This is a genomic window from Natronococcus roseus (assembly GCF_043677095.1).
GTDB classification, from domain to species: Archaea; Halobacteriota; Halobacteria; order Halobacteriales; family Natrialbaceae; genus Natronococcus; species Natronococcus roseus.
In genome coordinates, this window is sequence record NZ_JBHLJR010000002.1 from 353,187 (window position 1) to 378,972 (window position 25,786).

Consider the following 25,786-nt stretch of genomic DNA (forward strand, 5'->3'; position numbering starts at 1 on the left):
GAGCATTCGAACCGTCTCACTGAGTGTGTCGACCAGTGGACTGTTGTTCACTCTATCCGTATATGAATTAACCGGAAAAGTTCATAGCGTTAGTCAGTTTGGTGGAGAGCAAACAGCGACGAGATCACACGGCGCTGGCTGTCGCTGGTGTCCTTATTCGACGGTGACGCTCTTTGCGAGGTTCCGTGGTTTGTCGATCGAGCGCTCCAGGCGGTTCGCGATCCAGTACGACGCCAGCTGCAGCTGAATGTTGGCCAGAATCGGCGTCAGATGGGGATGCGTGGAGGGCACCTCGAGGACGTGGTCGGCCGAGTGACGAACCCGATCGGGGACGTCGGTGACCGCGATGACGGGGGCACCCCGGGCCTGGACCTCCCTGACGTTGCCCAGGGTTTTCTCCAGACACGAGCCCGCGGTCAACAGTGCGAACACCGGCGTCCGTTCAGTGACCAGCGCCAACGGGCCGTGTTTGAGCTCGCCGGCAGCGAACCCCTCGGCGTGTTTGTACGTGATCTCCTTCATCTTCAGGGCGCCCTCGAGGGCGACCGGAGCGGTGTACTCCCGGCCGATGAAGAAGTAGGCGTCGGCGTCGACGTAGGCGTCGGCGATCGCCCGCGCCTGGGAGTCGCCGAGGACGGTCTGGATCTGGGCGGGCAGCTCGGCCAGGGCATCAAGCAACGCCGGGTCGGGGGTATCGACCAGCGCGTTGGTAACTAGCACCAACGCGACCTGCTGACTCGCAAACGTTTTCGTCGCCGCAACACCGATCTCGGGGCCGGCTCGGATGTAACAAACGTGATCACACTCGCGGGCAGCCGAGCTCCCGACGGTATTGGTCAGTGCAAGCGCCACCGCGCCGGCGCTGTTCGCCTCCCGGAGCGCCCGCATCGTGTCGGCGGTCTCGCCGCTCTGGGTGACGCCGATGACGAGCGTCTCGCCGCCGACCGGGACGGTCTCTGCACGGTACTCGCTGGCGAGAAACGCCTGGGCCGGGATGTCGTGTTCGCGCAACAGTCGTGCTCCGTAGCGGGCGGCGTGATACGAGGTCCCGCAGGCGACGAGCTGGACTCGGCTGGGCGCCTCGAGGTCGGCCAGTTCCTCGAGGGTGAGGCGACCCGCGGCGGCGTCGACCCGGCCCCGCAGGCAGTTCCGGATTGCACGGGGCTGTTCGTGGATCTCCTTTTTCATGTAGTGATCGTAGCCGCCCTTGCCGGCGTCCTCGGGTTCCCAGGCGACCTCGTCGACCGTTGGCTCTACGACGGCACCCGACGCGTCGGTGACGGTGACGCTGTCGGGCGTTAGGGTCGCGAACTCGCCGTCATCGAGGTAGATCACGCGGTCGGTGTACTCGATGAACGCGGGGACGTCACTCGCGAGGTAGTTCCCCTCGTCGCCGAGGCCGATGACCAGGGGCGACTCGTGGCGTGCCGCGTAGATGGTGTCAGTATCCTCGAACACTACCGCGACGGCGTAACTCCCCTCGAGGCGGTCGACGACCTGACGAAACGCCGTCTGGCGGTCCGCGCCCGCGGCGAGCCGCTCCTCGATCAGGTGGGGAATAACCTCGGTGTCGGTCTCGCTGGTGAAGGCGTGGCCACGCGCAGCGAGCTCGTCCCGAAGCGTCCGGTAGTTTTCGATGATCCCGTTGTGGACGACCGCGACGCGGCCCTCGCAGTCGGTGTGGGGATGGGCGTTCTCGTCGGAGGGCGGTCCGTGGGTGCTCCAGCGGGTGTGGCCGAGGCCGGCCACCCCGTCGAGTCCCTCCGCGGGGAGGGCTGACTCGAGCGTTGCGACGTCGCCCTCGCGTTTGGTGACGGCTATCGGGTCCGCCGCGAGGGCGACGCCCGCCGAGTCATACCCCCGGTACTCCAACCCGTAGAGTCCCGTCAGGAGGACCTCACGCGTGTTTCCCTCCCCGGTGTAGCCGATGATCCCACACATTAGCTCTCCCTCTGTGAATTAATTGGCTCCCCACTCATGATAAGATGTAGGTCACAAATAGTCTGCACACTCGACATACTATTACCAACGGGAGTGTTCCTGTTTATTTGTTTTGATCAGTACTGAGTGAAGTATTTCCGTCGGCAAAAGCGAGCGAGCGGGAGTCGGGTAGAGCGTTGTGCCCCAGTGGCGAAACAGGACCCCGATCGGATTCAGTCTCGTTGCGCTGACTCGTGGACGTTTCGGGCGCCAGCGGCTCCATGAGCGGCGGGCATCCTCCCCTGGAACTGTCGTTCTAATGTGTGTGCCAAGACTGTCTCGAGACTCGACAGCGTACTAGCTGGCGAGAATCGGTCGACGATAGCTCGCCCGTCGACTGACAACTGGTCGACGGTAGTCACCTCTTTTCTAGACAAGTTTCAATAGCACCCAATCAAAACAACACGAGAGATGCGACGGCTCGTCTCTCGGCTGTTCTCTGGGCTGCGTAGATCGCGAACCGATGGAGCAACCGAGACGAAGTCGTCGCAGCAGACGAGCTTGGTCGAGGAGATCATCCGAGAGCAGTTCGGGTTTGCTCGGATCGAGGAACAGCCCTACACTCGTCCGACCCATGCGATCGCCGACGTCAAACAACTTAAGCGTAAAAGACGTCACGGCGAAGCCGAGGAACTACTTCTGTGGTGTATCGATTTTGTGGAGGCGGAAGCGGAGGGGAAGGGGTACGACACGCCATCACACAGCTATTATCGGCATCTGGCGATCATCTATCGGAAGGATTTCCGATACGACGACGAAATCGAACTTCTCGAGCGGTATCTACGAGTCTGTGAGAGCCTCGGCGGCGAGCCGTCGACAGTGATGCTCGAGCGCCTCGACCGTGCCCACGAACTGGCCGTCGACTAGACCGCAAACCGAAAACGGGTGGTAGGCCGTAGGAGGTGTGGGTGGACCTGAGATGGTACCGCCGGAACCCATCCTGTGACTGTCCGCCGAACACCCGGTCGCGCCGCTTGATCCGGACGACGCCCGACAGCTGCCTGGGAGGCCCGTAGACGGGCCCCTTCGAAACGGACCCCGATCGGAACGACCCGCTGTGATCGCGGGCTTCGATTCGGTGACGTTCGGGTGATTCGACGAGCGATCGCGAACCCAACTCAGGGACCACGGTAGGTATCGACGCCGTGGTCGCCGCGAGGGTCCCGTGGTGGACACTCGAGTCGTACGTCGGTGACGAACTCCTGTGTAACGATTTGCCAGCTCCCGTCTTGGCGCTTCTTTTGGGTGCGAAGCCATCTCTCACCCTTCTGTGGTTCAAAAACATATCGCTGACTACAGGTATCTTCGGGAGACCACTCGATAATAATTGTCTCGTTCATTCTACCTTCTCCTTCTATTGAGTCTATACTTCTGAATACAGTTATTATTTTGGTTATTATTATCTATAGAATTGGCTTCCACGGAGTTAATTCTGCCACCAGTCATATGCAACTATTACGACTGGAGGATAAAATAAGTATTGGAAAGGAGGAGTCCCTGTCTAAGCTTCTCCCTCAGTCCGGTCCGTTCGTTCGCCGGTGGGCCCACCGTCGTCCTCGGTATCCGGTTCCCCCTCGGCACCGACGGGTGTGGCTGGGAACTCGGCGTTTGGTCTCTCGTCCGCCGACTCTGAATCGCCCCCCCAGAGGTACGCAGCTCCCATCCAGAGCAATCCGACGATCATAATCGCGATACCGAGCGCCGCCAGTCGTGGTTGCTCGATCATGGCGGCTGGCAGGAATCGCAGTGGGGGTGGTCGTCGCACAGGGTTCGCGTCGAAGGTGGGTACAAGCTGTGGCTGCACTATCATCGAAGCGACATATAGCCGTTACTATCCGCGACGCACAGTCGGTTTCTCGCCGCCGGACCGCCCCGTAGCTCCCAGTCGTTTCACCGTCGGCTGTGGGTGGAACACGGGCCAGTCGGCGGTCAACTCCCCACACGGATCGTCGCCGGGAGCGCGCCATCCCAGTCACTTCGTTTCAGTAGATGTTTGGGGCTGTGACTGCTACCGCGGCCAATGAGCGATAGCGGTCAGACAATCGCCGACGAGACGGTCTCCTCCCTGCCGTTCGTCACGACCCAGGAACAGCTCCTCGGTCTGACGGTCGCGGTCCTCCTCGTGACGGGGCTCCTCCTGGCGGTACTTCCGCGTGGCATCCAGCGGCTGAAGGCGACACTCGAGAACGCAACTGAACGTGAATGGGGCGAGACGCTCGAGGGCTATCTCCCGGTCGGCCGGCTCACCCACGCGATCGTGCGGCTCAGCCAGCTGGCCGTCGTGGTCGGTGGCACCGTCGGCGTGCTTCACCTCTGGGGGTACGAATCCCCCATCTGGTACACGATCGAGATCCTCACCGCCATGTGGCCGACCCTCTCGCGGATGGTCGCGAGCGGGGTCGTGCTGATCACGGCGTATTTCGGGGGGTTGGCGGTCTCCTCGTGGATGGACTCGCTTTCGGCGAACACCCCCGGAATCGATCGCCACGACCGGGAGATCATCACGCGGGTCCTCCAGCTCACGCTGTTGCTCACAGCGGTGCTGTTCGTTCTCACCCTGTGGAACTTCGATATCTCGGGACTGCTCGTCGGCGCGGGCGTCATCGGAGTGATTCTCGGCTTCGCCGCACAGGAAACGCTCGGCTCGGTCATCGCGGGGTTTATCCTCATGTTCTCGCGGCCGTTCGAGATCGGTGATTGGATCGTCGTCGGCGACGACCGAGGGATCGTCACCGACATCACGATCGTCCACACCCGGATCCGGGGGCCAAACGGCGAACACGTTATCATCCCGAACGAGGTGGTCGGCAGCCAAACGATCCGCAACCGCAGCAACGAAAACCGGCTCCGGTTCGCCGTCGATGTCGGTGTCGACTACGACGCCGATCTCGAAACCGCCCGCGAGGTCGCACGGGAGGCGGTCGACTCGCTCGAGATCGTCGAGGAAACCCCGTTTCCGTCGGTCCGCATCGAGGAGTTAGACGACTCGTCGGTCGTCCTCCGAATCCGGTTCTGGGTCGATAGACCCAACACCGAAAAGATGTGGAAGGCCGAAGACGAGGTGCTCGAGGCGGTGAAAACGGCGCTCGAGGACGCCAGAATCAACATTCCGTACCCACACCTCCGCTCGGTCACGGACGCGAAACCGACGAGGGACAGGCAGATGGTCTCCAGCTACGAACAGGATTGAGGCTACGGCTATGAGGGCGGTCACACCCTGGTGACCACAGTTGGTTCGCCATACTATCTGCTAGGATATGATGATTAATTCGATTACCAGAAGAGGATTAATATATATCGACATTGAACGGGCGGTCAATGCCAGTTGACGTCGAGTCGGATCGGTGGGCACAGAGTACGCGAGTCGATACGCTGGAGGTAGAACTCGAACGGTTCCTCCGGGCACGGTCGGAGATGGCGTACACGCCCGCAGAGATCACGGAGTCCCTTGTAGAGACGACACCCGAGGTGTTTCCGGACGCGTTGCTCGCCGAGGACGCCACCACCGCATCGCGGATCGCGCTCGTGGCGTGTCGACTGGAAAAACTCGCCTGGCACGAGCGTCTCAAAGTCCACTCCCTCGACGGGACGCTGTACTACACCGACTGCGAGGGCGGGCAGTTTCCGGTCGCCGACCTCGAGCGCAAGATTCCCGAACGGTTCATTGGGGTCGAACAACGAATCGAGGAACTCGATGCCGAGGTGGACCGGCTCCGCCACGCGTTACAGGCACCCGATGAAGAGCATCCTGACAACGCGGACCTCCAGTAGCGACTGCCTCGCTCCACCCGTCTGGCTATCGGGGTGACCGACTGCTCGAGTGCTGTCGTACACACGACCGGATACCTGACTCTCCTGTGGTCGCTGTCCACCAGCGACGGTCGTCACCTCGTGTTTGTAGTCGTCGGGAGACGGCTCGGTCGGTTCTGAGCCGCCCCGTTTTAGTGTCCTGCTCGGCGCATTGCCCAGAGGTCGTCGAAGTCGATGGCCTCGACGCCGTCGGTCTCCGCGATATACTGGACCAGGTCCTCGTAGTCGTCGGCGTCCATCGTGTTGTCCTGATCGAAGGCATGGAAGTTCAGGATCGTACACTGCCGGTGGGCGACAGCGGCGTCGACACACTGTGCCGCGATCTCGAGGTCGTGGCCGATCGTCCGCGGGAGGACAAGCGGATCGTAGCCAGTGACGCCGGTGAGGTTGACGTTCCCGGCCTGGTTGAAGCCACCAGCATAGTAGTAGTCCGACACCAACTCGAGGACCTCCCGATTGAAGTTGTTGTGAGGGAACACGAGGTAGTGGCCGCCCTGGAACTCGTTCTGGACCGCCCAGTTCTTGTCGATCTCGATGGAGTCGCGCAGCTCGTCGGGCTCCATGTCGGCGAACTCGGTGTGAGTGCCGTGGGCGACGATCTGATCGCCGACCTCCTGGCGCTCGAGGAGCTGGTCGGTCGTCATAATGCCGTCACGTTGATCGCGGGTCCACTGACGAACGGCCGCCTGGACCGCGGTGACGTCGTACTCGTCGTGGATCGGCCCCGCCGGCTCATAGAAGTCCTCGAACCCATCGTCCCAACAGAGGATGACGTACCCCTGGTCGGGCTTCTCGTGTGTACGAATATCATCGACCCAGACCTCGGCCTCGTCACCGGTGTTGTGAACCACGACACGCAGTTCGTCGATCGCGTCCTGTTCGACGGGGGTCGTGCTCTCGTCGGCGAAACCGGGGCAGGTTCGGAACCAGCCGGGTTCGTCGCTGCCGTAGGAGACCGACTGCAGCATGTAGCTCGCGTAGCCACCGTAGATATCCCGAAGCTGGATCTCGAGGGCGATGTTCGCCGGCGTCGTCGTCCGGACCGCCATCGAGACGTCACGGTCGCTCAGATCCGTCGCCTCGAACTCCGTCGCCACGACGGCGTTGTCCTCGTCCTCGGCGGTCAGCCGCAGGCTCTGGCTCCCCTCGAAGACGACGTCCGTCTCGGCGTCACCCGAGCCCTCCAGTAGCTCCCACTCCTCGAGGTTCTCGAAGTCGACGAACGCCTCGCCGGGCTGTCGGTACTCCTCGCGGCTGTTGTACTCCGTCTCGACGGTAAGTTCGGGCGAGTCGACGTCGTCGGAGTCCGCACTCTCGGCGTCTTCGGTCTCAGTCTCCCCCCCGTCGGTCTCGTTCGACGACTCGTTGCCCTCGTCGTCCGAAGAGCCGGAACTGATCTGATCCATACAACCGGCCAGAGCCATCCCCATTGTCGCACCGGACGCTGCCAGAAACTGTCGTCGGAACCGCGAACGTTCCACCATTGGATAGGTGTTAGGAGATGTATTATTTTAGTATTTTGGAATCAGAATGAAGATTGAAAGAGTGTGTCCTTGAGCAACCGGGAGAGAACGACCATCGAGAACCCGACCGTCGCCGGTCGGAGTTCTGCTGCAGGCGTGTCCACTCCTCACGAGTGGAAGTCCGACCGGAGCCCGGTGTCGTCGAGTCGACACGCCTGTCGCAGTGTTGGTGCCCGAGGGCGAGGGATCGACCGCAATCCCTCGCTTTCGGACCTACCTGACAGGGTAGTCGGGGGCGGATCGCCTGAACAGGCACCGACACCCCGACAGTATACACTCTACTCGCTCTTACACTAATAACTTTTGTAAGAAACGAATATTAATCTTGTACTTACAGACGTATCCTGAACGCTATTTATCGGAAGAATCTATCGACCAGGTGGGAACGGACGGGACCTCCCTAACCGAGATTTGTTTCCGCTGCATCTCATCCTGGTTCGTATACGATGGTTCAATTATAGATATCTGTGTCCTAAAGAAACACTCATATTTGTTCGGCCGAAAGCTATCGACAATGGCAACAACGGATCACCCTTTCGATGGGCTGACAGAGTACTGTATGCGGTGTGACCGTGAGACGCTCCACAGTGTGTCCATCCAGATCCGCACTGAGAGCACAAAACAGCGGAATACGGCGTTTTCTCGAGAACCGTACCGCGTCAGCGAGTGCCAAGAGTGTAACGCACGAGAGAGCCAACGGATGAACAACGCCTGACCGATCCACTGACGGCACTCGGTCGTGACCTGCCCGCGTCTATACGGGGCAAACACAAGATCCACGACGTTCGTCGTGAACACAGCATTCCCAGGGAGCTCGTTCCACCAGCGGGTGGCTACGGGAGTGTCGAGAGCGCCCCGAGGACACGCGGCCAGTGGGCGTGTGCAGCCTCGGCGTTGCCAGCGAGGGTGCCGCCGTACGTTGGCCCTGTTGTCCCTCGAAGAGGGAGGTAGGGCTGCAGGATCTGTCGGCCCGCGTCGGCGTACCGGAGGTGGTCGAACGAGGGGTGGCCGCGTGCCGCGAGGCGGTCGGCTGCGAGGGCGTGAAGGCGCGCGCTGGGCCAGACCCCGTCATCGTCGCCCGAGACGAGCAACACCGGTCCATCGATCCGTTCGACCGGGATCGTTGCAGTCTCGGTCTCGAGCTCGCCGGCAGCCCCGAGCGCCTCAGCGTAACGCGTCGGGCGGTCCGCACCCTCTCCCGTCGCCACTGAAAGATACGACCGCGAGCTATCGTCGACCGCCCAGGCAGCGGTCCCCGTTGGGCGACCACGCACCGCCCCACCCTCCCAGAGGATTCCGCTGCCGCCGACCGAGACGACCGCCCCAACCCCATCGTACAGACTGCCCGCGAACAGTCCGAGCTCACCACCCCGCCCGATCCCCCAAATCCCGATCCGGTCGCCGGTGACCCGTTCGCGGTCGCGCAGCCAGTCGATCGCGGCCTTGACGTACGCCATCGGGACCTCGACGACCGCCTCCGGGAGTCCCGGGCCGCCGACGTACTCGAGGGCAAACGCCGTAAACCCGTGTCTGGCTAGTAGTGCGGCGACGTGTTCCTGGGGTGTGCCGTCCGCGCCGTGGAGGACGAGCACGCCAGGTCCGGGTCCACCGCTCGAGGGTTCGAAGACCCGGCCGACGAGGTCGCCCGCGGGTTCAACGACGTTCGTAACGGGACGCTCTCGGGAGAGGGTCAACGCACCGATCGATCGGTCGTCGGCTACGAGATGGTAGGTCATGCTGGTCTCGGGGGGCCACCGCTCCGGGTCGACAGTCTCGCCGGCGTACGCCGCCCACGGGATGTCGGCGAACTGGATCAGGGCCCCCGTGGTTGGAACGTCGAGCCCCGCGGGGACGTCGCCGCCGACGATCGGCGCCTCGTTCAGCGACAGCGTCGACGTCTGGGCTTCGACGGTGACGGTGGCGCCGAACGTCTCGCCGGTCGTGTACTCGCCGTCGAGGACGACCTCGAGTTCCGATCCCACGGGGACGCCATGGAGCGTCAGCTCGATCGGTTCGTCGACGCGAACCGGCGCCGGGTGATCGACCGCCAGCGACTCCTCGGGAGCCAGCGTCCCCCCGGTGAGCGCAACGCTGGCTGTCCCACCTAGCAGCGCCAGCACCTGGCGCCGCGAGCGCACACGCCGCGATTCCCTGCCGGTCGCCGGTGATCCGTCGCTGGGCATCGAATCACAGATCCGTCATCGATTCGTTCGTACCGGCGACGGTATAAGGACTTTTTGAACCACTATCATACTCGAAAATAGACAGCATCTGCGGACTTGTAAAACTCGACTAGCTCGCTCGCTCCCCGAACAGCAGGTACCCGACCGAGAGGGTAACCACCACCGAGCCCAGCGACCAGTGAAACATCGTGTACGACTCGAACAGCTGGTGGATCGCCCAGCCGGTCACGAACGCGAGCATCGCAGCGTCGAGTTCGCCAGTGTCGAGCATTCCGGCGACGATGCTGCCGCCGAGGAGGCCTATATAGGCGAGCCCGCCAACGAGGCCGGTCTGGATCACGACCGACAGATAGGAGTTGTGCGGCGACGGTGCCGTCTCGGTTGCGAGATAGGGCTCGATCACAACGCTGGCTGGGCCACCGCCGTGGCCGATCAGCAACGGCCCGTCACGGATCGCCTGCAGGCTCGCCGACCAGAGCTCGAACCGGTTCGCCGAGGAGATATCGATGAGGCCGACGGCCATCCCCGCAAGCACGGCGACCACGCCAAAGACGGTCGAGGCGAGCGTAAGCGCCCCGAGACGGCGTCCACCGAGGACGTATCCCGCATAGACCACGACGACGACCATCGCGGCAAGTATCGAAGCCCGGGCGTTCGAGAGCAAGACACCGAGTCCACAGAGGCTTCCGGCGACGATCGCCAGTCCCGCTCCCAGAGGTCGCCGGGCGACAAGGGACCGGTGGAACTCGACGACTGCTGCGACGAACCCGGCAAACGACAACAGCCCGAAGCCGTTCGGATTCGGGAATACCGACTGGAGCGTCGTGTCGACACCGGGAATCGGCGGCGTGCTCGACCACTGGCGGACCTCGAAGATCCACACAGCGTACTCCCCTATCCCGTAGGTGGCCAGCCCGAGGAGGACAACGAGTGAACCCAGAGTGGACAGCAGCCAGAAGAACACCCGTCTGGGGACGAGCCGTGGAACGACCAGCAGATTCGTCCCCATGACGAATAGAGCCCAGATCGGCCAGCGAGACTGCGAGCTCGAGGGGTCGAACGCGAGCGTATGGACGAGATAAAGCATCGAAAGCGTCATAAAACAGCCGATAGCGCCCCACTGGACCGGCGTATACCGGCGGGGGCCAGTTACAGCCAACAGGAACGACAGAAACAGCACGAAGACGACGGTGATCGCAAGCGGCCGGCTTGGCCCGAGGCCGAGACCGGGCGAACTGCTCTGGTAGATCATGGCGAACACGGCCAAGGCAAAGCCGAGCACCGACAGGAGTGCAGCCTGGCGGTGCTCCGAGTCCCGATAGCGGTCGACGGCAAGACGAACACCAAGCACCGCCCCCAGCAGGACGGCAACCGCCGCGAGCTGCCACGCCAACACCAGGTCGGTCGCGTACGCGACGATTACGAGCCCCAGATACAGCCCGAACAGCCCATAAATCACGCCGGCTACGAGCCGGCTTACGCTCCGGTGGCGCCCCTGCGACGTCCCTGGTCTCCGTGTGACCGTTCCCATGAATGTACTAGTCAGAAGTCTTGGGTAAAGGTTTCCTTTGGCCACCGAACGAGCTATCGGGAGTCACCGCCCCACCCCAGACACGAGCCGGGTAGCGTCGACGGAGATCGGACGCCACAGCGCTGTTGGCCGCACACGCTATCGGGGCGATCGCGGTGTGATCCGGAATCAGTGGGCTGTCCTACTGGGAGCGCTTGCCACGCGGGCAAAGCGCTGTCAGCCCTCCGTTACGGTCGACGTAGACCGCGTCCTCAGTGACGAGACACTCCTCGTTGAACCCATCGGACCACTCGGTCTCATCGAAGGTGAAACACCACTCCTCGTGGCCGTCCTCGAGACAGTAGCCGACGACCTCGTCGGGACTCGACGAGCCAGGGTTGCTGTGGGCGACGACGACCGTGTCGTCGATGATCGCTGGCGGACCGTACGCGTGCGATCCGTTCTTACACCACTCCGACTCGGGGCCCGTCATCTTGAGTTCGTACCGGCCACGGGTGACGGTCCGGTCGCCGACGGCTGCGGTCGTCAGCGCATCGGAGATAAACCCCTCGCGCTCTTTCGTATCGTCGAGGCTGGTAACGCCTTCTTCTCCGCTGTTCTCGATAAGCAGCGCCTCGTCGGTCGCCGCAAGCCCGTTTCCGAAGTCGCCGGCTCGAAGCTGAGCCGAACGCTGGGTCGTCCCCGACAGTGGGTCGAACGCCGCGACAGCGTCAGCGTCGATCGACTTCTCGCTCCGGCGGCCGTCGAGCAGTGCGATCACCGAGCCGTCGATCGCGGCGATCGTGGAGGGCTGCGTGCTGAACACGTAGCTGACGGTATCTGAGTCATCGGTATGTTCCGGCGTGACTCGGACGGTCTCGCACGTCCACCGAAGTGAGCCATCGTCCGCTGCGAAGGCATAAAGCGTGCCGTCGACGGTGAGATAGGCCGAATCAAACGCAGCGACCGGCGCCGACGTCGCAACCTCGTCGTCGAGTTGTTTGCTCCACTTGACGTCCCCGCTGTCGGCGTCGATCGCGGTGAGCCGGGAGCCGGCAACGAACACGGTCCCGTCGGCGACCGCGGGCGTTCCTGCGGCCTCGATCCGTTCACAGGTCCATCGACGCTCCCCGGTTGTCGCATCAAGCCCGTGAACGCCCGTTCCCGTTCGGAGATAGACCATCTCGTTGGTTGCGACTGCGTCCCCGGTTTCGCCGTACTGCCAGTCGATGAGATCCGGTTCCTCGAACCCGTCGTTCGCGGCGACAAACCGGGTATTTCCCGTGTTCCCGGCGTAGGATGACCACCCCTCGGGCTCCGCGAGCGGCGTTTTCTCCGTTGAGTCTGTCCCGCTCCCAAGCGAGGCAAGAAGCCCACCAGCCGTAAGCGTTGCACCTGTCGCCAGTACCGATCGACGTTGCCAGTCTGCCATCTCCTGTTTGACACCTACTGAGTATCTGTTTCTCTAACAATTACATAATACTTGTGTCTGGTCGTCAGCTAAAACTGATTCTAAGAAGAAGTCGATATTTAGAACGGTCCACGCTGAACGGAACCAGCCGTGGCACGGCTGTGCCGAAAACGGCTCCCAAAAGCTCCCGATGTCGGTAGATTGGCGAGTCTCCACTTCGGGTTTCGGGGACGATTGAGCGAATCGTTTTGCAAGAGGGACACCGCAGCGGGAACCGACACCCTCGGTCTAGAACGGGCCGGTAACCAATAACACCTGGAAGGCCAGTGTGTGTCTCCGCAGACAGCGCTACTGAGAGCGGACCACCCAGATATGTACGAGTCAGCAGCTATACCATAATGGGAATGGCCGGAGGTGGTCAGCTCGTTGGGGGGTGAACGGGTGTGCCGGAGAGAGGGCACGCTGTGTCCTCCAGCCGTATGAAGTATTATCGTAGGAGTATTAATATTTTTCTATTGATAGTATAGCTTAGAGTAGATTTATTCTGGAAAGAGAGCTTCATCCACGCGGGTCGTCCGAGTGACCGTCGGCCGGTTCCCGAGGCGTGTGCCGAATATTTTTGGGAGATAGCGTCGGAACGGGTCCTCCATGACTATCGGCAGACTGTAATTTGTAGCTTATATCTAAGAAGAAAAATATATGCTGGTTCAGTAGAGAGTTACCTCAACCGATGGCTTCACCAGGAGAACTTCGTCTGATCGAACGACTGACCAGCACTGAGGCGTTCGAACCAGAGATCGCCGACGACGGCGCCGTGAGCTACAACGACGCAGACCAGTGTCTCGATGCAACCGACGACGAACCGGTGGCCGTCCTCGAGCGGTTTACCGCCCGTGGCGTGCTGGCAGACGAGTTCATTACGAAGGTGTACGTCTGTCCGGACTGTGCGACCGAGGGGCTCCAGTATACGACCGCCTGTCCGGCCTGTAAGGATCCCCACGCGGTCCAGACCTCGTTGGTCGAACACAGCTGTGGACATACGGGACAGGAGTCGGAGTTCGAGACCGACGACGGCTACCGCTGTCCCGAGTGTGAACAGGACCTCAAATCAGTCGATATCGAGAAGAAACACCAATACGTCTGTAAGGCGTGTTCCGAGCGGTTCCAAACGCCCGATGACCGACTGCGGTGCCGGGAGTGTACGAACCATCTCCCGCCGCTGGAGGCGATCGAGCGCGTGCTGTACCGCTACAGCCTCACCGATAGCGGCAGGCAGTGGCTCGACCGGCAGAAACGGGCCCGACAGACCGCCAGGGAGACACTCGAGGAACGACGGTTTACGACGGAGGTCGACACGACGGTGACCGATGGGGGAACGTCCCAACCGGTCCACCTTCTGGCTCGAGACGAGTTGATGGGTGAGCAACGAGTCGTCTCGATCCACGAGACGCCGGCGATCGACGACGTTGACAGGTTCTGTGCGTTCGCAAACGAGTCGCTCGATGCTCTCCCGGTCGTGATTACGACGTCGGGAGCCGTCGAAACCGACGTCGCGACGCGGGCCGAAGAGACCGAGTTGACGGTGCTCGCGTTCGACGGGGACGGGGAGGGGACGCTCGAGGCTGAGTACGAGACCGTCGAGAACGCGCGTGCCCACGAAAGCGGTCTCTTCCAACGCCTGAGTGCGGTGCTCGAGATTCCTAGCCGATAGCGAACTACCTCGGAGTCGACCCTCGTGACATTCAGCTTGCTTTTTTCATTTGAAGGAACAGTATCGCGCAGCAAGACACGAAACTCAGTCATGTCCTATGCTACTACCTTACAGCAACATTCGCTATTGTAAATAGGGCGATGGTAAGATCGACAAAAATCTTTCCGGAATTGACATCAGCCTGAGTGTGGCAATTAACAACAGTATCGCACTGAGGCCAGCGGAAGCGAAATACCAGTTACTGACCTTTTGCTTGTCAGAAGCTACCGTACCAGAACCGAGCACTGTTCACTTGACTAGGAGGAATCCCGAGATACCAAGGGAAGACATCTAACTGTTCAGTTGGCTCCGCAAGCCCTATGGTCGAATCGAATCGGATAACTCCTGCTTGATCAAGTGTTGGGAGATAGACTGATAGAGTGTGGTATAGGCACGTTGACACTGCACCTACGTCATGTCGTTGACAGAGATCTCGTGTTCAGTGCTGCAACGTATTTGGCGAGTTTTAGCAACTGAGTTTAAGGCCTCGTTTTGAGTGAATACCGAATTACTTCTTATCGACGACTGGTGCTCAATAGAAGCACTGTCTAATTGAATCAGTTTGAAAAGAGCAAGTCGTTGAATTGATTTCCACTAATGCTCGTAAACCTGCTCAGCAAGAGCAACAACGCGAATTTAGAAGAATCTTGGGAGAACGAACGGACGGCGATTGCCACAGGGTGTTCACTGTCCGCCTCCATCAGACCGGTCATTCGCTTCAAGAGACAACAACGACTTTCCTGAATTAGACGCTAACTCGGCAGGTCGTGTACTATACTTCCCACGAAGGAGAAGTGTCATTCCCGATGTCCTCAACAATATCGTTCCAGAGGTCGACATATTGTTCATAACGGGTCGTTGTGACCTCATCAAGCGTTGTCCAGTCATCACCTTCTGGCTCAGTTTTGGAGTTGTTCAGTTCCTCTGTCGCGAGTTTGCGCCGTGTAGGGTCCGCAAGGATCTCGTCAATAGTTTCTCCAACAGACGGCCCGTTCGGATGTGAACCAAACCATGTTTTGATATTGACTCCAAAAATATCTTTGGCAAATCGGTCGTAGGCATGATACTGCGTATGTAATTCGACAAAGAGAAGATTGATTTGCTCGGTATACTCACAGGATTGCTCGAAAGACGCTTCACTGATTGCTTCCTCGGCGGATAGCTCGTTTATTCGCACCGCTTGCTGCATCATCTTCTCCAACTGGTACTCTAAGAGACAGGTATGGAGCTCATAGAGTGCATGTAAGCGGAACTGCAACGCGATCCAACCGCGCTTAGTATACGCCGAGTGATCGTCCCGAGGAGTAGACTCTTGGAGCAACTCCATCCACCCTTCGTTACTCTCGTTCGCTGCCTTCAAGAACACTTCGAGGCGCTCTTCAGGAGAGAGTGTTGTGAGATTTTCACGGTACTTTTCCAACTGCCGTTTGATCTGACGCTTTGTCATTTGGCACCTCGTTCGGAGTTGGTCTGTGAGCGTACCTGCACGAGTCGTTGATTAATCATTAGATTGAGCCTCTTCAGCTAACTGAAGAAAATCCAGTTCATCTTGCATTTCGTCAATATCCTTGTCTTTTGTCAGCAGCCGATATTGTCCGGAAAGTGATCCAAGTGTGCGCATCCACTTGATAGCAAGTTCCTCGTCCTCTCTCGAATCTAGATCCATTTCTTCAAGATGTTCGTGAGTGAATTCAATTTGTGCAAAGAGGAAGGAGAGAATCTCCTCACGGTCACTTTGATCGTTCGTATCCCCAAACTCAGCACTCATAGGCACCCATCTATCGAAAGCAATGGTGATTGAGTGGTACTTTTTTCGAGCAGAGCCAATTCTTCAATGAGAGCTATAGATATCGTACAATATGGATTCTCCATATCTATCTGAAACTATTATAGCGAGTGTGGATAAAAACTTGCAAACCACAGCGGAAGTAATCGAATAGTAAACTAAGAGCGCAGATACCGGCATGAGAGCCCTCGCTTACGATAGTTCCTGGTGCAGAGTCGCGATCCAACGCGTATAGAAAGTCTATTTGCTCTAAGATCTACAGATTGATAACGGACGCAAGATACGATGATTCACTTAAATATTCGTCTACTGTATCGTGAACTAACTGTGGATCAAACGCCGTCTCAATCTGCTTTACTCGTCCTCTCCGTCCCTTCGAGTTAATCCAGGTATTGACAAGACCCATCGTCTCAAGATCGGTGATGAGACTGCGGATTGTACGTTTACCGATATGGAACTCCTCTGGGTGACTATCTTTACAAACATATTCGTGAATCTGTATAGTAGTCACAGGTTGTTCGATCTCATCACCCTGTTGTCGGGCGGTAATCGCGATCAGCACCAGGAAGTGGTTGAACGGCAGGTCGAGCAGCGTCTTGACGGTCGCTTCGCGATCCGCTTCCTCGAGGTTCGCCGCGACACACTCCCTTGTCACTTCCTCGAGGCCGCGCTCGCTTGCGGTCTCGCCGGCTTGCCGAAACAGGGTGAGCGCCTTTCGCGCATCGCCCCACCGGCGGGCGGCCTCCCGCACTCCGTACTCGAACGCCGCTTCGGATACTGCCCCCTCCCGGAACGCTCGTTCGAGGCGGGCCTCGAGAATCGCCTCGAGTTCGTCCTCGCAGTAGGGCGAGAAGAAGACGGCCTCGTCGCTCATCGCGCTCTCGACACGGCTATCTAACCGCAGATCGACCTCGAGCAGCTCGTTGCTCACCAGCCAGACCGAGAGGTTGATCCCCCGTTGCAGTTTCCCCTCGCCGCGCAGCAGTCGATAGAAGAAATCGCTGGGGTCGTAGTTGGTGTCCTGCCGAATATGGTCAATCTCGTCTAACAGCAACACCGTCCACGCGGGGTAGTCCTCGAGAGCTTCCCAGATGCCCTCGAACACCCCATCCAACCCCTCGTAGGCGCCCTTCTTCTCGTCGGCGAGCTGAAAGAGGATCTCGTTGGCGGCGCTGAACAGCGTGTGACATCCTTTTAGGTTCACGTACTCGACGGCGACCGACTCGGTTCTGGCGGTGAACTCCCGACAGACCCGTCGCGTCGTCAGCGTCTTCCCGGTCCCCGGCGGGCCGTAGATTGAGACCGTCGGCGGGAGATACCCGTCGTGAACACCGTTCAAAATCGTCGCCAGCTCGCGTTCTTGATCGTCGCGGGCGACGATCTCCCGGGCGTCGGCGAGCGGATCGAGCGCGCCCTTGTCGGTAAAGAGGCTCTCACCCGGCGCCGTCTCGTCGAACAGGTCGTCGTACTTGTCCATGTTTCAGCAGAACTACGTGTATACCCGTCTCAGCGAGAGACCCATAACGGTTCGGGAGCCCAACATCGTCGGTCCAGCGGTCTCGAACCGATACTGTCCTCGAGTCTCCAGCAAGTGGGGCCCTTTGCCCTCGAGGTGTTCAGACGGGGACGAGAACGACCCCTGGGGCGTGTGAATCCCCGCTACGTGATCGACGGGATGGAACTCGAGAAGCACACCGCCGAGTACTACCCGCGACGGCTCCACGACACGAGCTGGATCCGAAAGGCGAGTCGCGGACGCGACGAGGTCGTCGAGGATACTCGAGAATCGTAGCTCGATTCCCACACCACTACTGCCCGAACCATCCCATCACCTACCGACTACAGCTCATCGACCAACCACCACGGGTGGGAATGAAAGGGGCTGGCGGTGTAGGCTCGCGCGCCTCGCTGCGCTCCTCGCTTCGCTGCGGTGCTTATGTCGGCGTGCTTCGCCTACACCGCCAGGGGCTTTCGGAGTGTCTGCGTTCCGAACGCGCTACTCCTCGAGGGCACTCCCATCGAGCTCTCCGTCCAGATACGCCTCCCCAGACTCAGACAACCGATAGAGTCCAGTATCGACCGACTCGAGCAATCCGGCCTCGACCAACCTCCCACATCGCTTGCTCAGATACTGCCGATCGTACTCGATGTTCGCAGCGAGAACTTTCGGAGAGACCTGGATCGGGTGCTCGTCGAAAAAGAGCATGATCTCGTAATCGACGGGCGACATCCAGGAAACCCGTTCTACCATTCGTGGTGCTGTGGTGCTCGCAGCACGGAAAAAGCAGTACTATCTCCGATACGCAGCACTACGAGCGTAGAAACTAAAACACGACGTACGTAGTCAAGATTTATGTCGCGGGAGCCACCTATTCGTACCACGGACGCTACGCACGGCTCTCGAGCACTGAGAGTCGCAGAATAGCGGATCGGTGTTGAGGCCACCGAATCCGCGCGAGCCTCCGTATTCACCTACGGAAGCATGCATACAGACGATTCACGGGCTAATGAAACTCCCGACCGACAGGACGCACCGACAAACGACCACACCCTCGAGGACGTCCTCGCCGAACTCCGCGAGCTCCGAGCACAAAACGACCGGCTCACGACGCGCGTAACCAATCTCGAGAACGAGATCGACGACCTCGAGCGTCACGTCGAGAAACTAGAAACCGAACGCGACCAACTCACCGAACAACTCGAGTGCCACGAGTCCACGCTCGACGAACAGCGGTCGACCCTCGAGACACACGACTCGACCCTCGAGACGGCCACGAACCAACTCGAGGCCCACGACACCACCCTCGAGAGCCTCGAGACGACCACGAACGAACTCGAGACGACCACCGACAACGTCAAAGCGCTCACCGAAGCCATCGGAAACCGAACCGGAGCCAACAAACAAAGAATCGAGGAGCTCCAGGCCCGCGAGCTAGAAAAGGGCGCCCACCTCCGCGAGTCCAACGTCAACCCCCACGACCTACACCTACAACAAGCCCACCTCGAGCGGTTCACCAAGACCGACGGACCCTACTACAGACTCCCCGACGCCGAGGACCCCCTCGAGCGGACCGACACCACGCTCGCCCACGGCGACCTGCTCCCGATCCAGCAACTCGCCCGACTGGACGAGGACATGCGCCGATCGACGACCAACGCCCTCCCGACCAGACTGGCCGCGAAGCTCTGGAAGGCCCGCACCGACTCGACGGTCGGCGACGATCCCTGGACGGACGGCTGCAAGAACGTCCAAGCCTACGTCGCCGCGAGCGACCTGAAACACTGGATCCGCCGGCAGGAAAACGGCATCAGCGACAGCTACGCCAAAAAGCTCGTCTCGAGGACGATCGACGCGGTCCTCGAGCTCTCCAAGAATCGCCTCGCGGTCCACAGAACCTCCCAGCGCAAGAACGGCCTTTCCTACACCGAACGACGGCTCGTGTTGCCGACCGACGCCGACGTCCCCGGCGACCCCGCCACGACACCGACGCCGGAGACGGCCGACGTCCACGGAGAAACCTGAACCCACCTCGAGAACACACCCGCACCACCGAACGCACACGCTCGAGCGAGCACACACCCGCTCCCAACGCACCACCACCGCGACACGGCCGCCGTGAACGACTGGACGAGTAGCCGTAGGACCGTCCTCGATCGGTCGTCGTCGGTCCGAGCTCGAGACGGCCCCGACTGGGCCGTCCGAGGACACCAGCTGTCACCGGACGACCGCCCCCACACGCGTTGCAGGTCGACTCGTCGTTCGTTCTACTCTCCCTCCAGTGCCAACCGGATCGCCGAACGGGTGTTCCTCGAGGACGCCCGCTGCCCTCGAGACGCCCCGACCGCCAACCCACCGCGGGTGGGACTGAAAGGGGCTTTCGAGGTGTTCGCGGACCGACGAGTCGTCGATCCCGCACTCGAGACGACACCCCCTCGAGCCAGGACTCGACGCTCCCTCGAGCGCACTCGAGACGACCCCTGCGAGCAACCCGGTACCAGAACGTTCTTACAGATTCGCGCGGGCAATCAACCCATGCACATCTCCGTTATCGGCAGCGGCTACGTCGGAACGACCGTCGCCGCCTGCTTTGCCGACCTGGGCCACGAGGTCACGGCGATCGACATCGACGAGGCCGTCGTCGACGCGCTCAACGAGGGCACGGCCCCGATCGACGAACCCGGCCTCGAGGAGCTCCTCGAAAAACACGCCGGCGACCGACTCGAGGCCACCACGTCCTACGACGCGGTGCCCGAATCCGACGTTACGTTCCTCGCGATCGGCACCCCCTCGAACGAGGACGGCAGCATCGACCTCACAGCGTTAGAAGCGGCCGCCGAGGCCACGGGCGAGGCCCTCGCCGATAAGTCCGAGCGTCACCTCGTCGTGATCAAGAGCACCGTCACGCCGACGAGTATCGAACGAACCCTCGAGCCGGCGATCAAGCGAGGCGCCAGCGACAACCCCAACGTCGAGGTCGGGATGAACCCCGAGTTCCTCCGCGAGGGGACCGCCGTCGAGGACTTCATGCACCCGGACAAGGTCGTCTACGGAACCAACTCCGAGTGGGCGACGGAACGACTCCACGAGGTGTTCGCCCCGCTGCTCGAGGAACACGAGGCCGATATCGTCGAGACCGATCCCGCGACGGCGTCGATGATCAAGTACGCCAACAACGCCTTCCTCGCCTCGAAGATCAGCCTCGTCAACGACCTCGGAAACATCTGCAAGGAGTTCGGGCTCGACGCCTACGAGGTGATGGACGCCGTCGGCCTCGACGACCGCATCTCCGAGCAGTTCCTTCGCAGCGGCGTCGGCTGGGGCGGCTCCTGTTTCCCGAAGGACGTCAACGCGATCATCGCGGCCGCCCGAGACGCGGACTACGACCCCGCGCTCCTCGAGGCGACCGTCGAGGTCAACGACCAACAGCCCGATCGCCTGCTCGCCCTCCTCGAGGACCACGTCGACCTCGCCGACGCCCGCATCGCCGTTCTCGGCCTTGCGTTCAAACCACAGACCGACGACATCCGGAACTCGCGGGCCATCCCGACTATCGAAAAACTCCAGCAGCGCGGCGCCGAGGTCGTCGCCTACGACCCCGTCGCCGCCGACAACATGCGCGAGCGGTTCCCCGAGCTCGAGTACGCCGCCTCGGCGGCCGACGCCCTCGAGGGCGCCGACGGCGCCGTCGTCGTCACCGACTGGGACGAGTTCGCCGCCCTCGACGAGGCGTTCGACGCGATGGCCGACCCCGTCGTCGTCGACGGACGCAGAATCATTCAGCGACGCGACGGCCTCACCTACGAAGGGCTGACCTGGTAACCCACCCTCGAGACCGACTCACGACGTTCGACTGCCACGAGATCGACGCGTTTTCGCAGCCGCTATCGACCGCGTCCCGATCGGTCCGCCGCGAGCGGGACTGAAGAGAGCTTTCGGAGTGTCCCACTCCCCAACCACTTCTCTCTCCTCGAGACCACCTACCAGCGCGGCCAGCTACGCCCCGCCTTTCGAACGAACCGCCCCCTCGAGCGGGTCGTGGGAGTCGACTCGAGCGGGGAAGCGCCGGCTGCGTCGGCGGTCGCGTTTGGGTTCGCAGCCCAGGTCGCTGGCGACCGACTCGAGGCGATCGTCGGCCCCCTGCTCGCGGCTCCGATACGCGTCGAGCGTCACGACCGGTTCCGACGAACGGCGTGTGCGGTCCGGTAGGCGACGGCGGCGACGAACGCGACCTTGTTGGCCCAGACGAACCGCTGGCTGGCCCACGCGAGCACCGGCAGCCCGGCGCCGAGGGTCGGAAGCGCCGTGACGAAGATCCCGAGGGCGAAGCTGCTCGCGATCCACTGCGGTGGGTGATCCTCGGTGAACGCCACCCGGAACGCGCTCCGGACGCGGAGTACCGGGCGCGTGACCCAGCTGGAATCCATCACGGTGGTCGCCCCGAACGACGCTGAGCTACAAAGCCCTGTGCACCGGTAGAGCCGGATGCGACGTGATAGCTCGAGGAGGGGCCCCAGCCCCTCGCGACCCACGGCACATCTCGATCGCCGCACCCGAACTCGTCGCCTACGAATCGAGCGGGATCGTCCGCTTTCGCGTCGGGTCGGTCAGATACGGCTCGAGGTCGGAGACCTCCTTCAGGACGACCTCGCCGCTCGCGCGGTCGTACGCGAGGACGCCGTGGTCGGCCAGCCGCGGGAGGTGGTTGTGGAGCAGCCGAAGCTCGGCGCGCTCGCGCTCGAGTTCGTCGGCGTGGTTTCGCCGGCGAGCGGCGAGCTGGTCGGCCAGGATGCCCACCGTGGAGCGGCCATCGTTCTCGAGCAGCTCCGTGACGATGTGCTGGCGGTCCGTGTCAGCCAGGATGGCGAACGCCTCGTGGGTGTCCATACCCGTCCTGGGGACAACGCGGCCAAAAGGCCCGCTCCAAATCACGTGGGACCCGTCAGCGAGACGATCCAGCTCGCGATCAGGTCCGCCACCACAGCGCCGACCAGTCGGCCGTGTCGGTTCGTCTCGGAGGGGTCGTGTCCGCAACCAGGCGCTCGAAGGGACGGTGGCATCGGCGAACTCCTCGCTTCCGCTCGTCTCCAGCGGAACTACGTGTGTCCGTGTCCGAACCACGACGAGTACAGCGGTTCGCAGAACGGGCCGATCCGCGGCTGCGACGGACTCCCGGTCTGGATCGACGAGCCGAACCGTTCTCGAGGTTCAGGTGGCACCGAACCGGATTCCCCGAGGGACTCCACGACCCCTGTGTGTCGACACCTGCTGCAGCGTGCGGCGGGCGCTCCTCGGAGCGGTGACCATCACCACCAGACCTAAGCGTGATACTATCTAGCATGGAAACGCAGTATGACACTCCCACCCATCCACACGGACAAATCGGCGTTCGACCGAGTCCGAGAGGCGATCCTCAACCGCGAGGATCCAAGCGAGAACGACGCGCCGACGGGGCCCGACTCCCCTACACCCGGCTGAGCGGGACCCGAAGCGAGACTCGATGGCTCGGTTTCACACCCCCGTTTTTCCCGGAACGGTTCGAACTCGAGCGCTCGAGGCCGACTCCGCGCTCGTTCTCACCGTCCGGAATCATGCCATCCTGTTACAAGGGTCCCCGAGGAACGAACGGGAAATGAACGAGGCCATCCCCGCCCAGTGTCCCGACTGTGGCGCGACGGAGCTGAACCTCGCTCGCGTCCCGCCGACCGACCACGATCGCGGCCAGGAGTGGGTGGTCCACGCGACGTGCGAGCGCTGTGACGAGTACACCCAGTGGTTCGAGTGAGTTTCGGCCACTTCGATGACGGTCCGATCTCCGTTCGGCGTTCGACCGCCGACAGCTCTCCGCTCGCCTCGGTCGCCGAACGACGGCTCGAGACGGTTGCTACTGGCCTGGTTTCGATACCGACCCCGACCCTTCGATACGCCGCGACCACGTGACAGGAGGCAACCCAGAATCGACAGCGAAACGGACAGTCGGTAACGGCGATCTATGACACGTTTCCAAACGACCGCTTCTGCCTGCCGAACCCAGGTCGCCCGGTCGTACCGTCTCGAGGCGTACACTAAAGCCTACATGTTTCGTCAAAGGTTGTGAGAATCGGGGACGCGGGCCGAGAGACGGTTTCGTCCGTTCCGGTCTCGGATCCGTCCCTCCAAGTACCGTCCCGTGGCAGTGGACGGCACTCCGAGTTCGACTCGACCTCGAGCATCGAGACGAACTCGAGCGACCGGGCAGCGAAGCACGGAGGAGGTGTCCGCTCCCGCCGAGACCCGCAGCACGGCCCGTCTCGAGCGCCAGACGACGCCGAGCGAACGACGCGACCGAAGACGAAGCGACGATACCGCTGTCGGTCGTGCTCGAGGCTCCCCTCGAAAGCGGATACGGAGGGTCGGAGAATCGCCTGACAGAGCGGTATCACCGATCCAACTCCGTCTCGAAGCAGCCCGCGTCGACCAGCGACGGAATAATCCGTCCTGGAAAGAGTTATTCCGCTCAAGACCGAGAGGAGGAGTATGAAGGACCCCCATCCCGAACGGCAGACGGATGCCGAACCACCGACGTTCGACGCCCTGACGTCCCCCGACGAACTCGTCCGCGGGGATCGAACGCGAGACGACTTCTTTGACGCGGTGCTCGGACTCGAGACCCCGGCCACGGCCGGAGAGGTGGCGGAGCGGGCTGGTCACGGGGTCGACGCGGCCAGGGAGTATCTCGAGTGGTTCGGCCGAATGGGAATCGTCACGCGGGTTACCGAGTCGCCCGCGACGTACGAGCGCAACCAGGCGTACCTGAACTGGCGACGCGTACAGCACCTTCGGGACGAGTACTCGAGCGAAGAGCTCCTCGAGTTTCTGCAGGCGGAAACGGAGCGTGCCGAAGGGATCGCCGAGGCGTTCGACGGAACGTCGCCCGACGAGATCTCGATCACGGACCACGCGTCCGAAACGGGACAGTCGGTCGATGACGTCTGGGAGCGGGTCACCGACTGGAAGACGGCTCGTCGCCGGATCGCGCTTCTCGAGCGAGCGCTGACGAGCGAGTCCGGCGACGCTGCCGACCAGCGGCCCGCGGTATGACCGGCGAGGACGAAGCGACCGCGCCCGACTCGGTCGACGGCGCGCCGATCGATTTCGACCGACTCGAGCTCATCGAGAAGCGGCTTTCGACCGACGAGCGGTTCGCACGGATAGACAAACGACCCGATTTCGCGCCCGATCGGCTCGTCTGTCGCTACGAGCAGCGATTCTATCCGAACAGCGTTCGGGCGGCTCGTCTGGAGATCGTCTGGTTCGAAAACGGAGATTTCTCGCTTCACTACCACGAAGATCATACCGACGGAACGTTCGATCATCGGTGGGATCGCCATCCGTCCGATCACAAGGCCCGCGACCACGTCCACCCTGGACCGAACGCACCGACGCCTGGTGATGACGCGTCTCATCCAGTGGACTGGCGAGACGTCCTCTCGAGGATCCTCGAGGAGATCGAAGATCGACAGCGGGCCTTCTGGGAGGGGTAGCCGACGAGTCGGAACGGGACGATCGGATCCGTTCTCGTCCCCGTACTGTCTCGAGACGTTCCTCGAGGCCGACAGCCGACCTCGAGAGTCGACCCGGAGACATCGCGACGACGACCCGACCGACCACCACGGGCGGGAGTTTCGGGGTATCGACTCTCCCTCGAGTCTCCGCTATCCACTTCGAGCTACCACCAGCTACCTCGAGCACTCTCCTTCCACCTCGAGCATCACTTCTCTCGAGCCTTGAGCCCATCACTCGCACTCGCCGACCGCGATCGACTCGGCGTCGAGCCCTTTATCCGCCCCAACGCCGACGATTACCCATGTCGATCGAAGCCGGCGACTCGGTCACTATCGAGTACACGGCCCGGTTCGCCGACGGCCCCGTGTTCGATACGACGGACGAACAGGTCGCCGAGGAGACGGGGCTGGTCGAGCACCTCCCCGACCGCGAGTTCGAGCCGCTGACCTTCGCGGTCGGCGATAGCGAGCTCATCGAGGGGGTCACCGACGCGCTCGTCGGGATGGACGAGGGCGAGGAAAAGACGGTCACGATCCCGCCGGAGAAGGCCTACGGCGAGCGACGCGACGACCGGGTTATCGAACACAACACCGTCGAGTTCGACCGGATGCTCGAGTCGGAGGGGCGCTCCCTCGAGATGGGAACCCGAATCGAGACCAAAGACGGCAGCGTCGGCGAGGTCACGCACATCGATCCGGAGATCGTCCGCATCGACTTCAACCACGAGCTAGCGGGCGAGACCCTCGAGTTCGACCTCGAGGTCCTCGAGATCCACTGAGTCCCTCGAGGG

The 25,786-nt window shown here is 61.6% G+C and carries 27 protein-coding genes and 1 pseudogene; 14 read left to right on the top strand and 14 right to left on the bottom strand.

Translation table 11 applies throughout. From position 1 onward, the window contains the following. Window positions 1-153 precede the first annotated feature (153 nt). Entirely contained in the window at window positions 154-1,941 is a 1,788-nt protein-coding gene (gene glmS, locus ACFEMD_RS06335; RefSeq protein ID WP_394740127.1) for a glutamine--fructose-6-phosphate transaminase (isomerizing), read from the bottom strand. A 450-nt stretch (window positions 1,942-2,391) separates the two neighbouring features. Here glmS and ACFEMD_RS06340 point away from each other — a divergent pair, with 450 nt between their 5' ends. Then, window positions 2,392-2,847 carry a hypothetical protein gene (locus ACFEMD_RS06340; protein ID WP_394740128.1) on the top strand — a complete coding sequence of 152 codons (456 nt, stop codon included), beginning with the start codon at window positions 2,392-2,394 and terminating at the stop codon, window positions 2,845-2,847. Between the two features lie 634 nt (window positions 2,848-3,481). Here ACFEMD_RS06340 and ACFEMD_RS06345 read toward each other — a convergent pair. Then, entirely contained in the window at window positions 3,482-3,706 is a 225-nt protein-coding gene (locus ACFEMD_RS06345; RefSeq protein ID WP_394740129.1) for a hypothetical protein, read from the bottom strand. A gap of 294 nt (window positions 3,707-4,000) precedes the next feature. On the opposite strand from ACFEMD_RS06345, the gene ACFEMD_RS06350 reads away from it, so the two are divergent. Both ACFEMD_RS06350 and ACFEMD_RS06355 read left to right on the top strand, forming a co-directional pair. Beyond that, on the top strand, window positions 4,001-5,170 hold the full coding sequence (locus ACFEMD_RS06350) for a mechanosensitive ion channel family protein (protein ID WP_394740130.1): 1,170 nt from the start codon (window positions 4,001-4,003) through the stop codon (window positions 5,168-5,170). A gap of 128 nt (window positions 5,171-5,298) precedes the next feature. Beyond that, entirely contained in the window at window positions 5,299-5,751 is a 453-nt protein-coding gene (locus tag ACFEMD_RS06355) for a hypothetical protein (RefSeq protein ID WP_394740131.1), read from the top strand. 170 nt (window positions 5,752-5,921) lie between these two features. On the opposite strand, the gene ACFEMD_RS06360 is transcribed toward ACFEMD_RS06355, so the two are convergent. After that, entirely contained in the window at window positions 5,922-7,274 is a 1,353-nt protein-coding gene (locus ACFEMD_RS06360) for a polysaccharide deacetylase family protein (RefSeq protein WP_394740132.1), read from the bottom strand. A 553-nt stretch (window positions 7,275-7,827) separates the two neighbouring features. Here ACFEMD_RS06360 and ACFEMD_RS06365 point away from each other — a divergent pair. Next, the gene (locus ACFEMD_RS06365; protein ID WP_394740134.1) at window positions 7,828-8,028 is read left to right on the top strand and encodes a DUF7835 family putative zinc beta-ribbon protein; all 201 of its coding nucleotides are present in this window, start codon (window positions 7,828-7,830) and stop codon (window positions 8,026-8,028) included. A 118-nt stretch (window positions 8,029-8,146) separates the two neighbouring features. Here ACFEMD_RS06365 and ACFEMD_RS06370 read toward each other — a convergent pair whose 3' ends face one another. From ACFEMD_RS06370 to ACFEMD_RS06380, 3 genes are all read right to left on the bottom strand, one after another. Then, window positions 8,147-9,451 carry an acyl-CoA thioester hydrolase/BAAT C-terminal domain-containing protein gene (locus ACFEMD_RS06370; RefSeq protein WP_394740136.1) on the bottom strand — a complete coding sequence of 435 codons (1,305 nt, stop codon included), beginning with the start codon at window positions 9,449-9,451 and terminating at the stop codon, window positions 8,147-8,149. A 154-nt stretch (window positions 9,452-9,605) separates the two neighbouring features. After that, on the bottom strand, window positions 9,606-11,027 hold the full coding sequence (locus ACFEMD_RS06375; RefSeq protein ID WP_394740137.1) for an O-antigen ligase family protein: 1,422 nt from the start codon (window positions 11,025-11,027) through the stop codon (window positions 9,606-9,608). Between the two features lie 181 nt (window positions 11,028-11,208). After that, on the bottom strand, window positions 11,209-12,438 hold the full coding sequence (locus tag ACFEMD_RS06380; RefSeq protein ID WP_394740138.1) for an outer membrane protein assembly factor BamB family protein: 1,230 nt from the start codon (window positions 12,436-12,438) through the stop codon (window positions 11,209-11,211). Window positions 12,439-13,147: 709 nt separating this feature from the next. Here ACFEMD_RS06380 and ACFEMD_RS06385 point away from each other — a divergent pair. Both ACFEMD_RS06385 and ACFEMD_RS06390 read left to right on the top strand, forming a co-directional pair. Next, entirely contained in the window at window positions 13,148-14,128 is a 981-nt protein-coding gene (locus tag ACFEMD_RS06385) for a TackOD1 domain-containing metal-binding protein (protein WP_394740139.1), read from the top strand. 636 nt (window positions 14,129-14,764) lie between these two features. Beyond that, window positions 14,765-14,901 (top strand): annotated as a pseudogene (locus ACFEMD_RS06390) (IS6 family transposase); the annotation flags it as partial. 38 nt (window positions 14,902-14,939) lie between these two features. Here ACFEMD_RS06390 and ACFEMD_RS06395 read toward each other — a convergent pair. From ACFEMD_RS06395 to ACFEMD_RS06405, 3 genes are all read right to left on the bottom strand, one after another. Continuing rightward, a complete protein-coding gene (locus ACFEMD_RS06395) occupies window positions 14,940-15,614 on the bottom strand; it encodes a hypothetical protein (RefSeq protein ID WP_394740141.1) in 675 nt (224 codons plus the stop codon). A gap of 51 nt (window positions 15,615-15,665) precedes the next feature. Next, entirely contained in the window at window positions 15,666-15,935 is a 270-nt protein-coding gene (locus ACFEMD_RS06400) for a hypothetical protein (RefSeq protein ID WP_394740143.1), read from the bottom strand. A 274-nt stretch (window positions 15,936-16,209) separates the two neighbouring features. Next, on the bottom strand, window positions 16,210-17,430 hold the full coding sequence (locus ACFEMD_RS06405) for a Cdc6/Cdc18 family protein (protein ID WP_394740144.1): 1,221 nt from the start codon (window positions 17,428-17,430) through the stop codon (window positions 16,210-16,212). A gap of 171 nt (window positions 17,431-17,601) precedes the next feature. On the opposite strand from ACFEMD_RS06405, the gene ACFEMD_RS06410 reads away from it, so the two are divergent. Further along, window positions 17,602-17,745 (top strand): hypothetical protein, encoded by a 144-nt coding sequence (locus tag ACFEMD_RS06410; RefSeq protein WP_394740145.1) that lies wholly within the window; start codon window positions 17,602-17,604, stop codon window positions 17,743-17,745. A 204-nt stretch (window positions 17,746-17,949) separates the two neighbouring features. On the opposite strand, the gene ACFEMD_RS06415 is transcribed toward ACFEMD_RS06410, so the two are convergent. Then, window positions 17,950-18,204, bottom strand: a complete 255-nt coding sequence (locus ACFEMD_RS06415) for a MarR family transcriptional regulator (RefSeq protein ID WP_394740146.1) — start codon at window positions 18,202-18,204, stop codon at window positions 17,950-17,952. A gap of 231 nt (window positions 18,205-18,435) precedes the next feature. Between ACFEMD_RS06415 and ACFEMD_RS06420 the strand changes: the two genes are divergently transcribed. Together ACFEMD_RS06420 and aglM are read left to right on the top strand one after the other, a co-directional pair. Continuing rightward, window positions 18,436-19,476 (top strand): hypothetical protein, encoded by a 1,041-nt coding sequence (locus ACFEMD_RS06420; protein ID WP_394740148.1) that lies wholly within the window; start codon window positions 18,436-18,438, stop codon window positions 19,474-19,476. Between the two features lie 510 nt (window positions 19,477-19,986). After that, window positions 19,987-21,273 (top strand): UDP-glucose 6-dehydrogenase AglM, encoded by a 1,287-nt coding sequence (gene aglM / locus ACFEMD_RS06425; RefSeq protein WP_394740149.1) that lies wholly within the window; start codon window positions 19,987-19,989, stop codon window positions 21,271-21,273. A 174-nt stretch (window positions 21,274-21,447) separates the two neighbouring features. Here the strand turns inward: aglM and ACFEMD_RS06430 are convergent, their stop codons facing one another. The 4 genes from ACFEMD_RS06430 to ACFEMD_RS06445 form a co-directional block, all read right to left on the bottom strand. Next, entirely contained in the window at window positions 21,448-21,624 is a 177-nt protein-coding gene (locus ACFEMD_RS06430; protein WP_394740151.1) for a hypothetical protein, read from the bottom strand. Further along, window positions 21,621-21,878 carry a hypothetical protein gene (locus tag ACFEMD_RS06435; RefSeq protein ID WP_394740152.1) on the bottom strand — a complete coding sequence of 86 codons (258 nt, stop codon included), beginning with the start codon at window positions 21,876-21,878 and terminating at the stop codon, window positions 21,621-21,623. Before ACFEMD_RS06435 ends, ACFEMD_RS06430 begins: the two co-directional genes overlap by 4 nt. Window positions 21,879-22,017: 139 nt before the next feature. Continuing rightward, window positions 22,018-22,338 carry a DUF7344 domain-containing protein gene (locus ACFEMD_RS06440; RefSeq protein WP_394740153.1) on the bottom strand — a complete coding sequence of 107 codons (321 nt, stop codon included), beginning with the start codon at window positions 22,336-22,338 and terminating at the stop codon, window positions 22,018-22,020. A gap of 41 nt (window positions 22,339-22,379) precedes the next feature. Then, a complete protein-coding gene (locus ACFEMD_RS06445; protein WP_394740154.1) occupies window positions 22,380-22,511 on the bottom strand; it encodes a hypothetical protein in 132 nt (43 codons plus the stop codon). A gap of 292 nt (window positions 22,512-22,803) precedes the next feature. Here ACFEMD_RS06445 and ACFEMD_RS06450 point away from each other — a divergent pair, with 292 nt between their 5' ends. The 5 genes from ACFEMD_RS06450 to ACFEMD_RS06470 all read left to right on the top strand — a co-directional run bounded on the left by ACFEMD_RS06450 (window position 22,804) and on the right by ACFEMD_RS06470 (window position 25,774). Further along, complete coding sequence (locus tag ACFEMD_RS06450; RefSeq protein WP_394740155.1) at window positions 22,804-22,929, top strand: hypothetical protein; 126 nt, start codon at window positions 22,804-22,806, stop codon at window positions 22,927-22,929. 154 nt (window positions 22,930-23,083) lie between these two features. Continuing rightward, window positions 23,084-23,236 carry a hypothetical protein gene (locus ACFEMD_RS06455; RefSeq protein WP_394740156.1) on the top strand — a complete coding sequence of 51 codons (153 nt, stop codon included), beginning with the start codon at window positions 23,084-23,086 and terminating at the stop codon, window positions 23,234-23,236. A 731-nt stretch (window positions 23,237-23,967) separates the two neighbouring features. Further along, the gene (locus tag ACFEMD_RS06460) at window positions 23,968-24,531 is read left to right on the top strand and encodes a DUF7342 family protein (protein WP_394740157.1); all 564 of its coding nucleotides are present in this window, start codon (window positions 23,968-23,970) and stop codon (window positions 24,529-24,531) included. Then, a complete protein-coding gene (locus ACFEMD_RS06465; RefSeq protein WP_394740158.1) occupies window positions 24,528-24,974 on the top strand; it encodes a hypothetical protein in 447 nt (148 codons plus the stop codon). Before ACFEMD_RS06460 ends, ACFEMD_RS06465 begins: the two co-directional genes overlap by 4 nt. 323 nt (window positions 24,975-25,297) lie before the next feature. Further along, window positions 25,298-25,774, top strand: a complete 477-nt coding sequence (locus ACFEMD_RS06470; RefSeq protein WP_394740159.1) for an FKBP-type peptidyl-prolyl cis-trans isomerase — start codon at window positions 25,298-25,300, stop codon at window positions 25,772-25,774. Window positions 25,775-25,786: the final 12 nt, after the last annotated feature.

Bases quoted from the DNA above. Each gene is read 5' to 3' on its own strand.
- ACFEMD_RS06455 (WP_394740156.1), top strand. From the start codon at position 23,084: ATGAACGAGGCCATCCCCGCCCAGTGTCCCGACTGTGGCGCGACGGAG.
- ACFEMD_RS06465 (WP_394740158.1), top strand. From the start codon at position 24,528: ATGACCGGCGAGGACGAAGCGACCGCGCCCGACTCGGTCGACGGCGCG.
- ACFEMD_RS06405 (WP_394740144.1), bottom strand. From the start codon at position 17,430: ATGGACAAGTACGACGACCTGTTCGACGAGACGGCGCCGGGTGAGAGC.
- ACFEMD_RS06435 (WP_394740152.1), bottom strand. From the start codon at position 21,878: ATGGATTCCAGCTGGGTCACGCGCCCGGTACTCCGCGTCCGGAGCGCG.
- ACFEMD_RS06400 (WP_394740143.1), bottom strand. From the start codon at position 15,935: ATGAGTGCTGAGTTTGGGGATACGAACGATCAAAGTGACCGTGAGGAG.
- ACFEMD_RS06375 (WP_394740137.1), bottom strand. From the start codon at position 11,027: ATGGGAACGGTCACACGGAGACCAGGGACGTCGCAGGGGCGCCACCGG.
- ACFEMD_RS06460 (WP_394740157.1), top strand. From the start codon at position 23,968: ATGAAGGACCCCCATCCCGAACGGCAGACGGATGCCGAACCACCGACG.
- ACFEMD_RS06355 (WP_394740131.1), top strand. From the start codon at position 5,299: ATGCCAGTTGACGTCGAGTCGGATCGGTGGGCACAGAGTACGCGAGTC.
- glmS (WP_394740127.1), bottom strand. From the start codon at position 1,941: ATGTGTGGGATCATCGGCTACACCGGGGAGGGAAACACGCGTGAGGTC.
- ACFEMD_RS06360 (WP_394740132.1), bottom strand. From the start codon at position 7,274: ATGGTGGAACGTTCGCGGTTCCGACGACAGTTTCTGGCAGCGTCCGGT.
- ACFEMD_RS06345 (WP_394740129.1), bottom strand. From the start codon at position 3,706: ATGATCGAGCAACCACGACTGGCGGCGCTCGGTATCGCGATTATGATC.
- ACFEMD_RS06350 (WP_394740130.1), top strand. From the start codon at position 4,001: ATGAGCGATAGCGGTCAGACAATCGCCGACGAGACGGTCTCCTCCCTG.
- ACFEMD_RS06445 (WP_394740154.1), bottom strand. From the start codon at position 22,511: ATGCCACCGTCCCTTCGAGCGCCTGGTTGCGGACACGACCCCTCCGAG.
- ACFEMD_RS06385 (WP_394740139.1), top strand. From the start codon at position 13,148: ATGGCTTCACCAGGAGAACTTCGTCTGATCGAACGACTGACCAGCACT.
- ACFEMD_RS06395 (WP_394740141.1), bottom strand. From the start codon at position 15,614: ATGACAAAGCGTCAGATCAAACGGCAGTTGGAAAAGTACCGTGAAAAT.
- aglM (WP_394740149.1), top strand. From the start codon at position 19,987: ATGCACATCTCCGTTATCGGCAGCGGCTACGTCGGAACGACCGTCGCC.
- ACFEMD_RS06440 (WP_394740153.1), bottom strand. From the start codon at position 22,338: ATGGACACCCACGAGGCGTTCGCCATCCTGGCTGACACGGACCGCCAG.
- ACFEMD_RS06415 (WP_394740146.1), bottom strand. From the start codon at position 18,204: ATGGTAGAACGGGTTTCCTGGATGTCGCCCGTCGATTACGAGATCATG.
- ACFEMD_RS06420 (WP_394740148.1), top strand. From the start codon at position 18,436: ATGCATACAGACGATTCACGGGCTAATGAAACTCCCGACCGACAGGAC.
- ACFEMD_RS06380 (WP_394740138.1), bottom strand. From the start codon at position 12,438: ATGGCAGACTGGCAACGTCGATCGGTACTGGCGACAGGTGCAACGCTT.
- ACFEMD_RS06365 (WP_394740134.1), top strand. From the start codon at position 7,828: ATGGCAACAACGGATCACCCTTTCGATGGGCTGACAGAGTACTGTATG.
- ACFEMD_RS06340 (WP_394740128.1), top strand. From the start codon at position 2,392: ATGCGACGGCTCGTCTCTCGGCTGTTCTCTGGGCTGCGTAGATCGCGA.
- ACFEMD_RS06470 (WP_394740159.1), top strand. From the start codon at position 25,298: ATGTCGATCGAAGCCGGCGACTCGGTCACTATCGAGTACACGGCCCGG.
- ACFEMD_RS06450 (WP_394740155.1), top strand. From the start codon at position 22,804: ATGACACTCCCACCCATCCACACGGACAAATCGGCGTTCGACCGAGTC.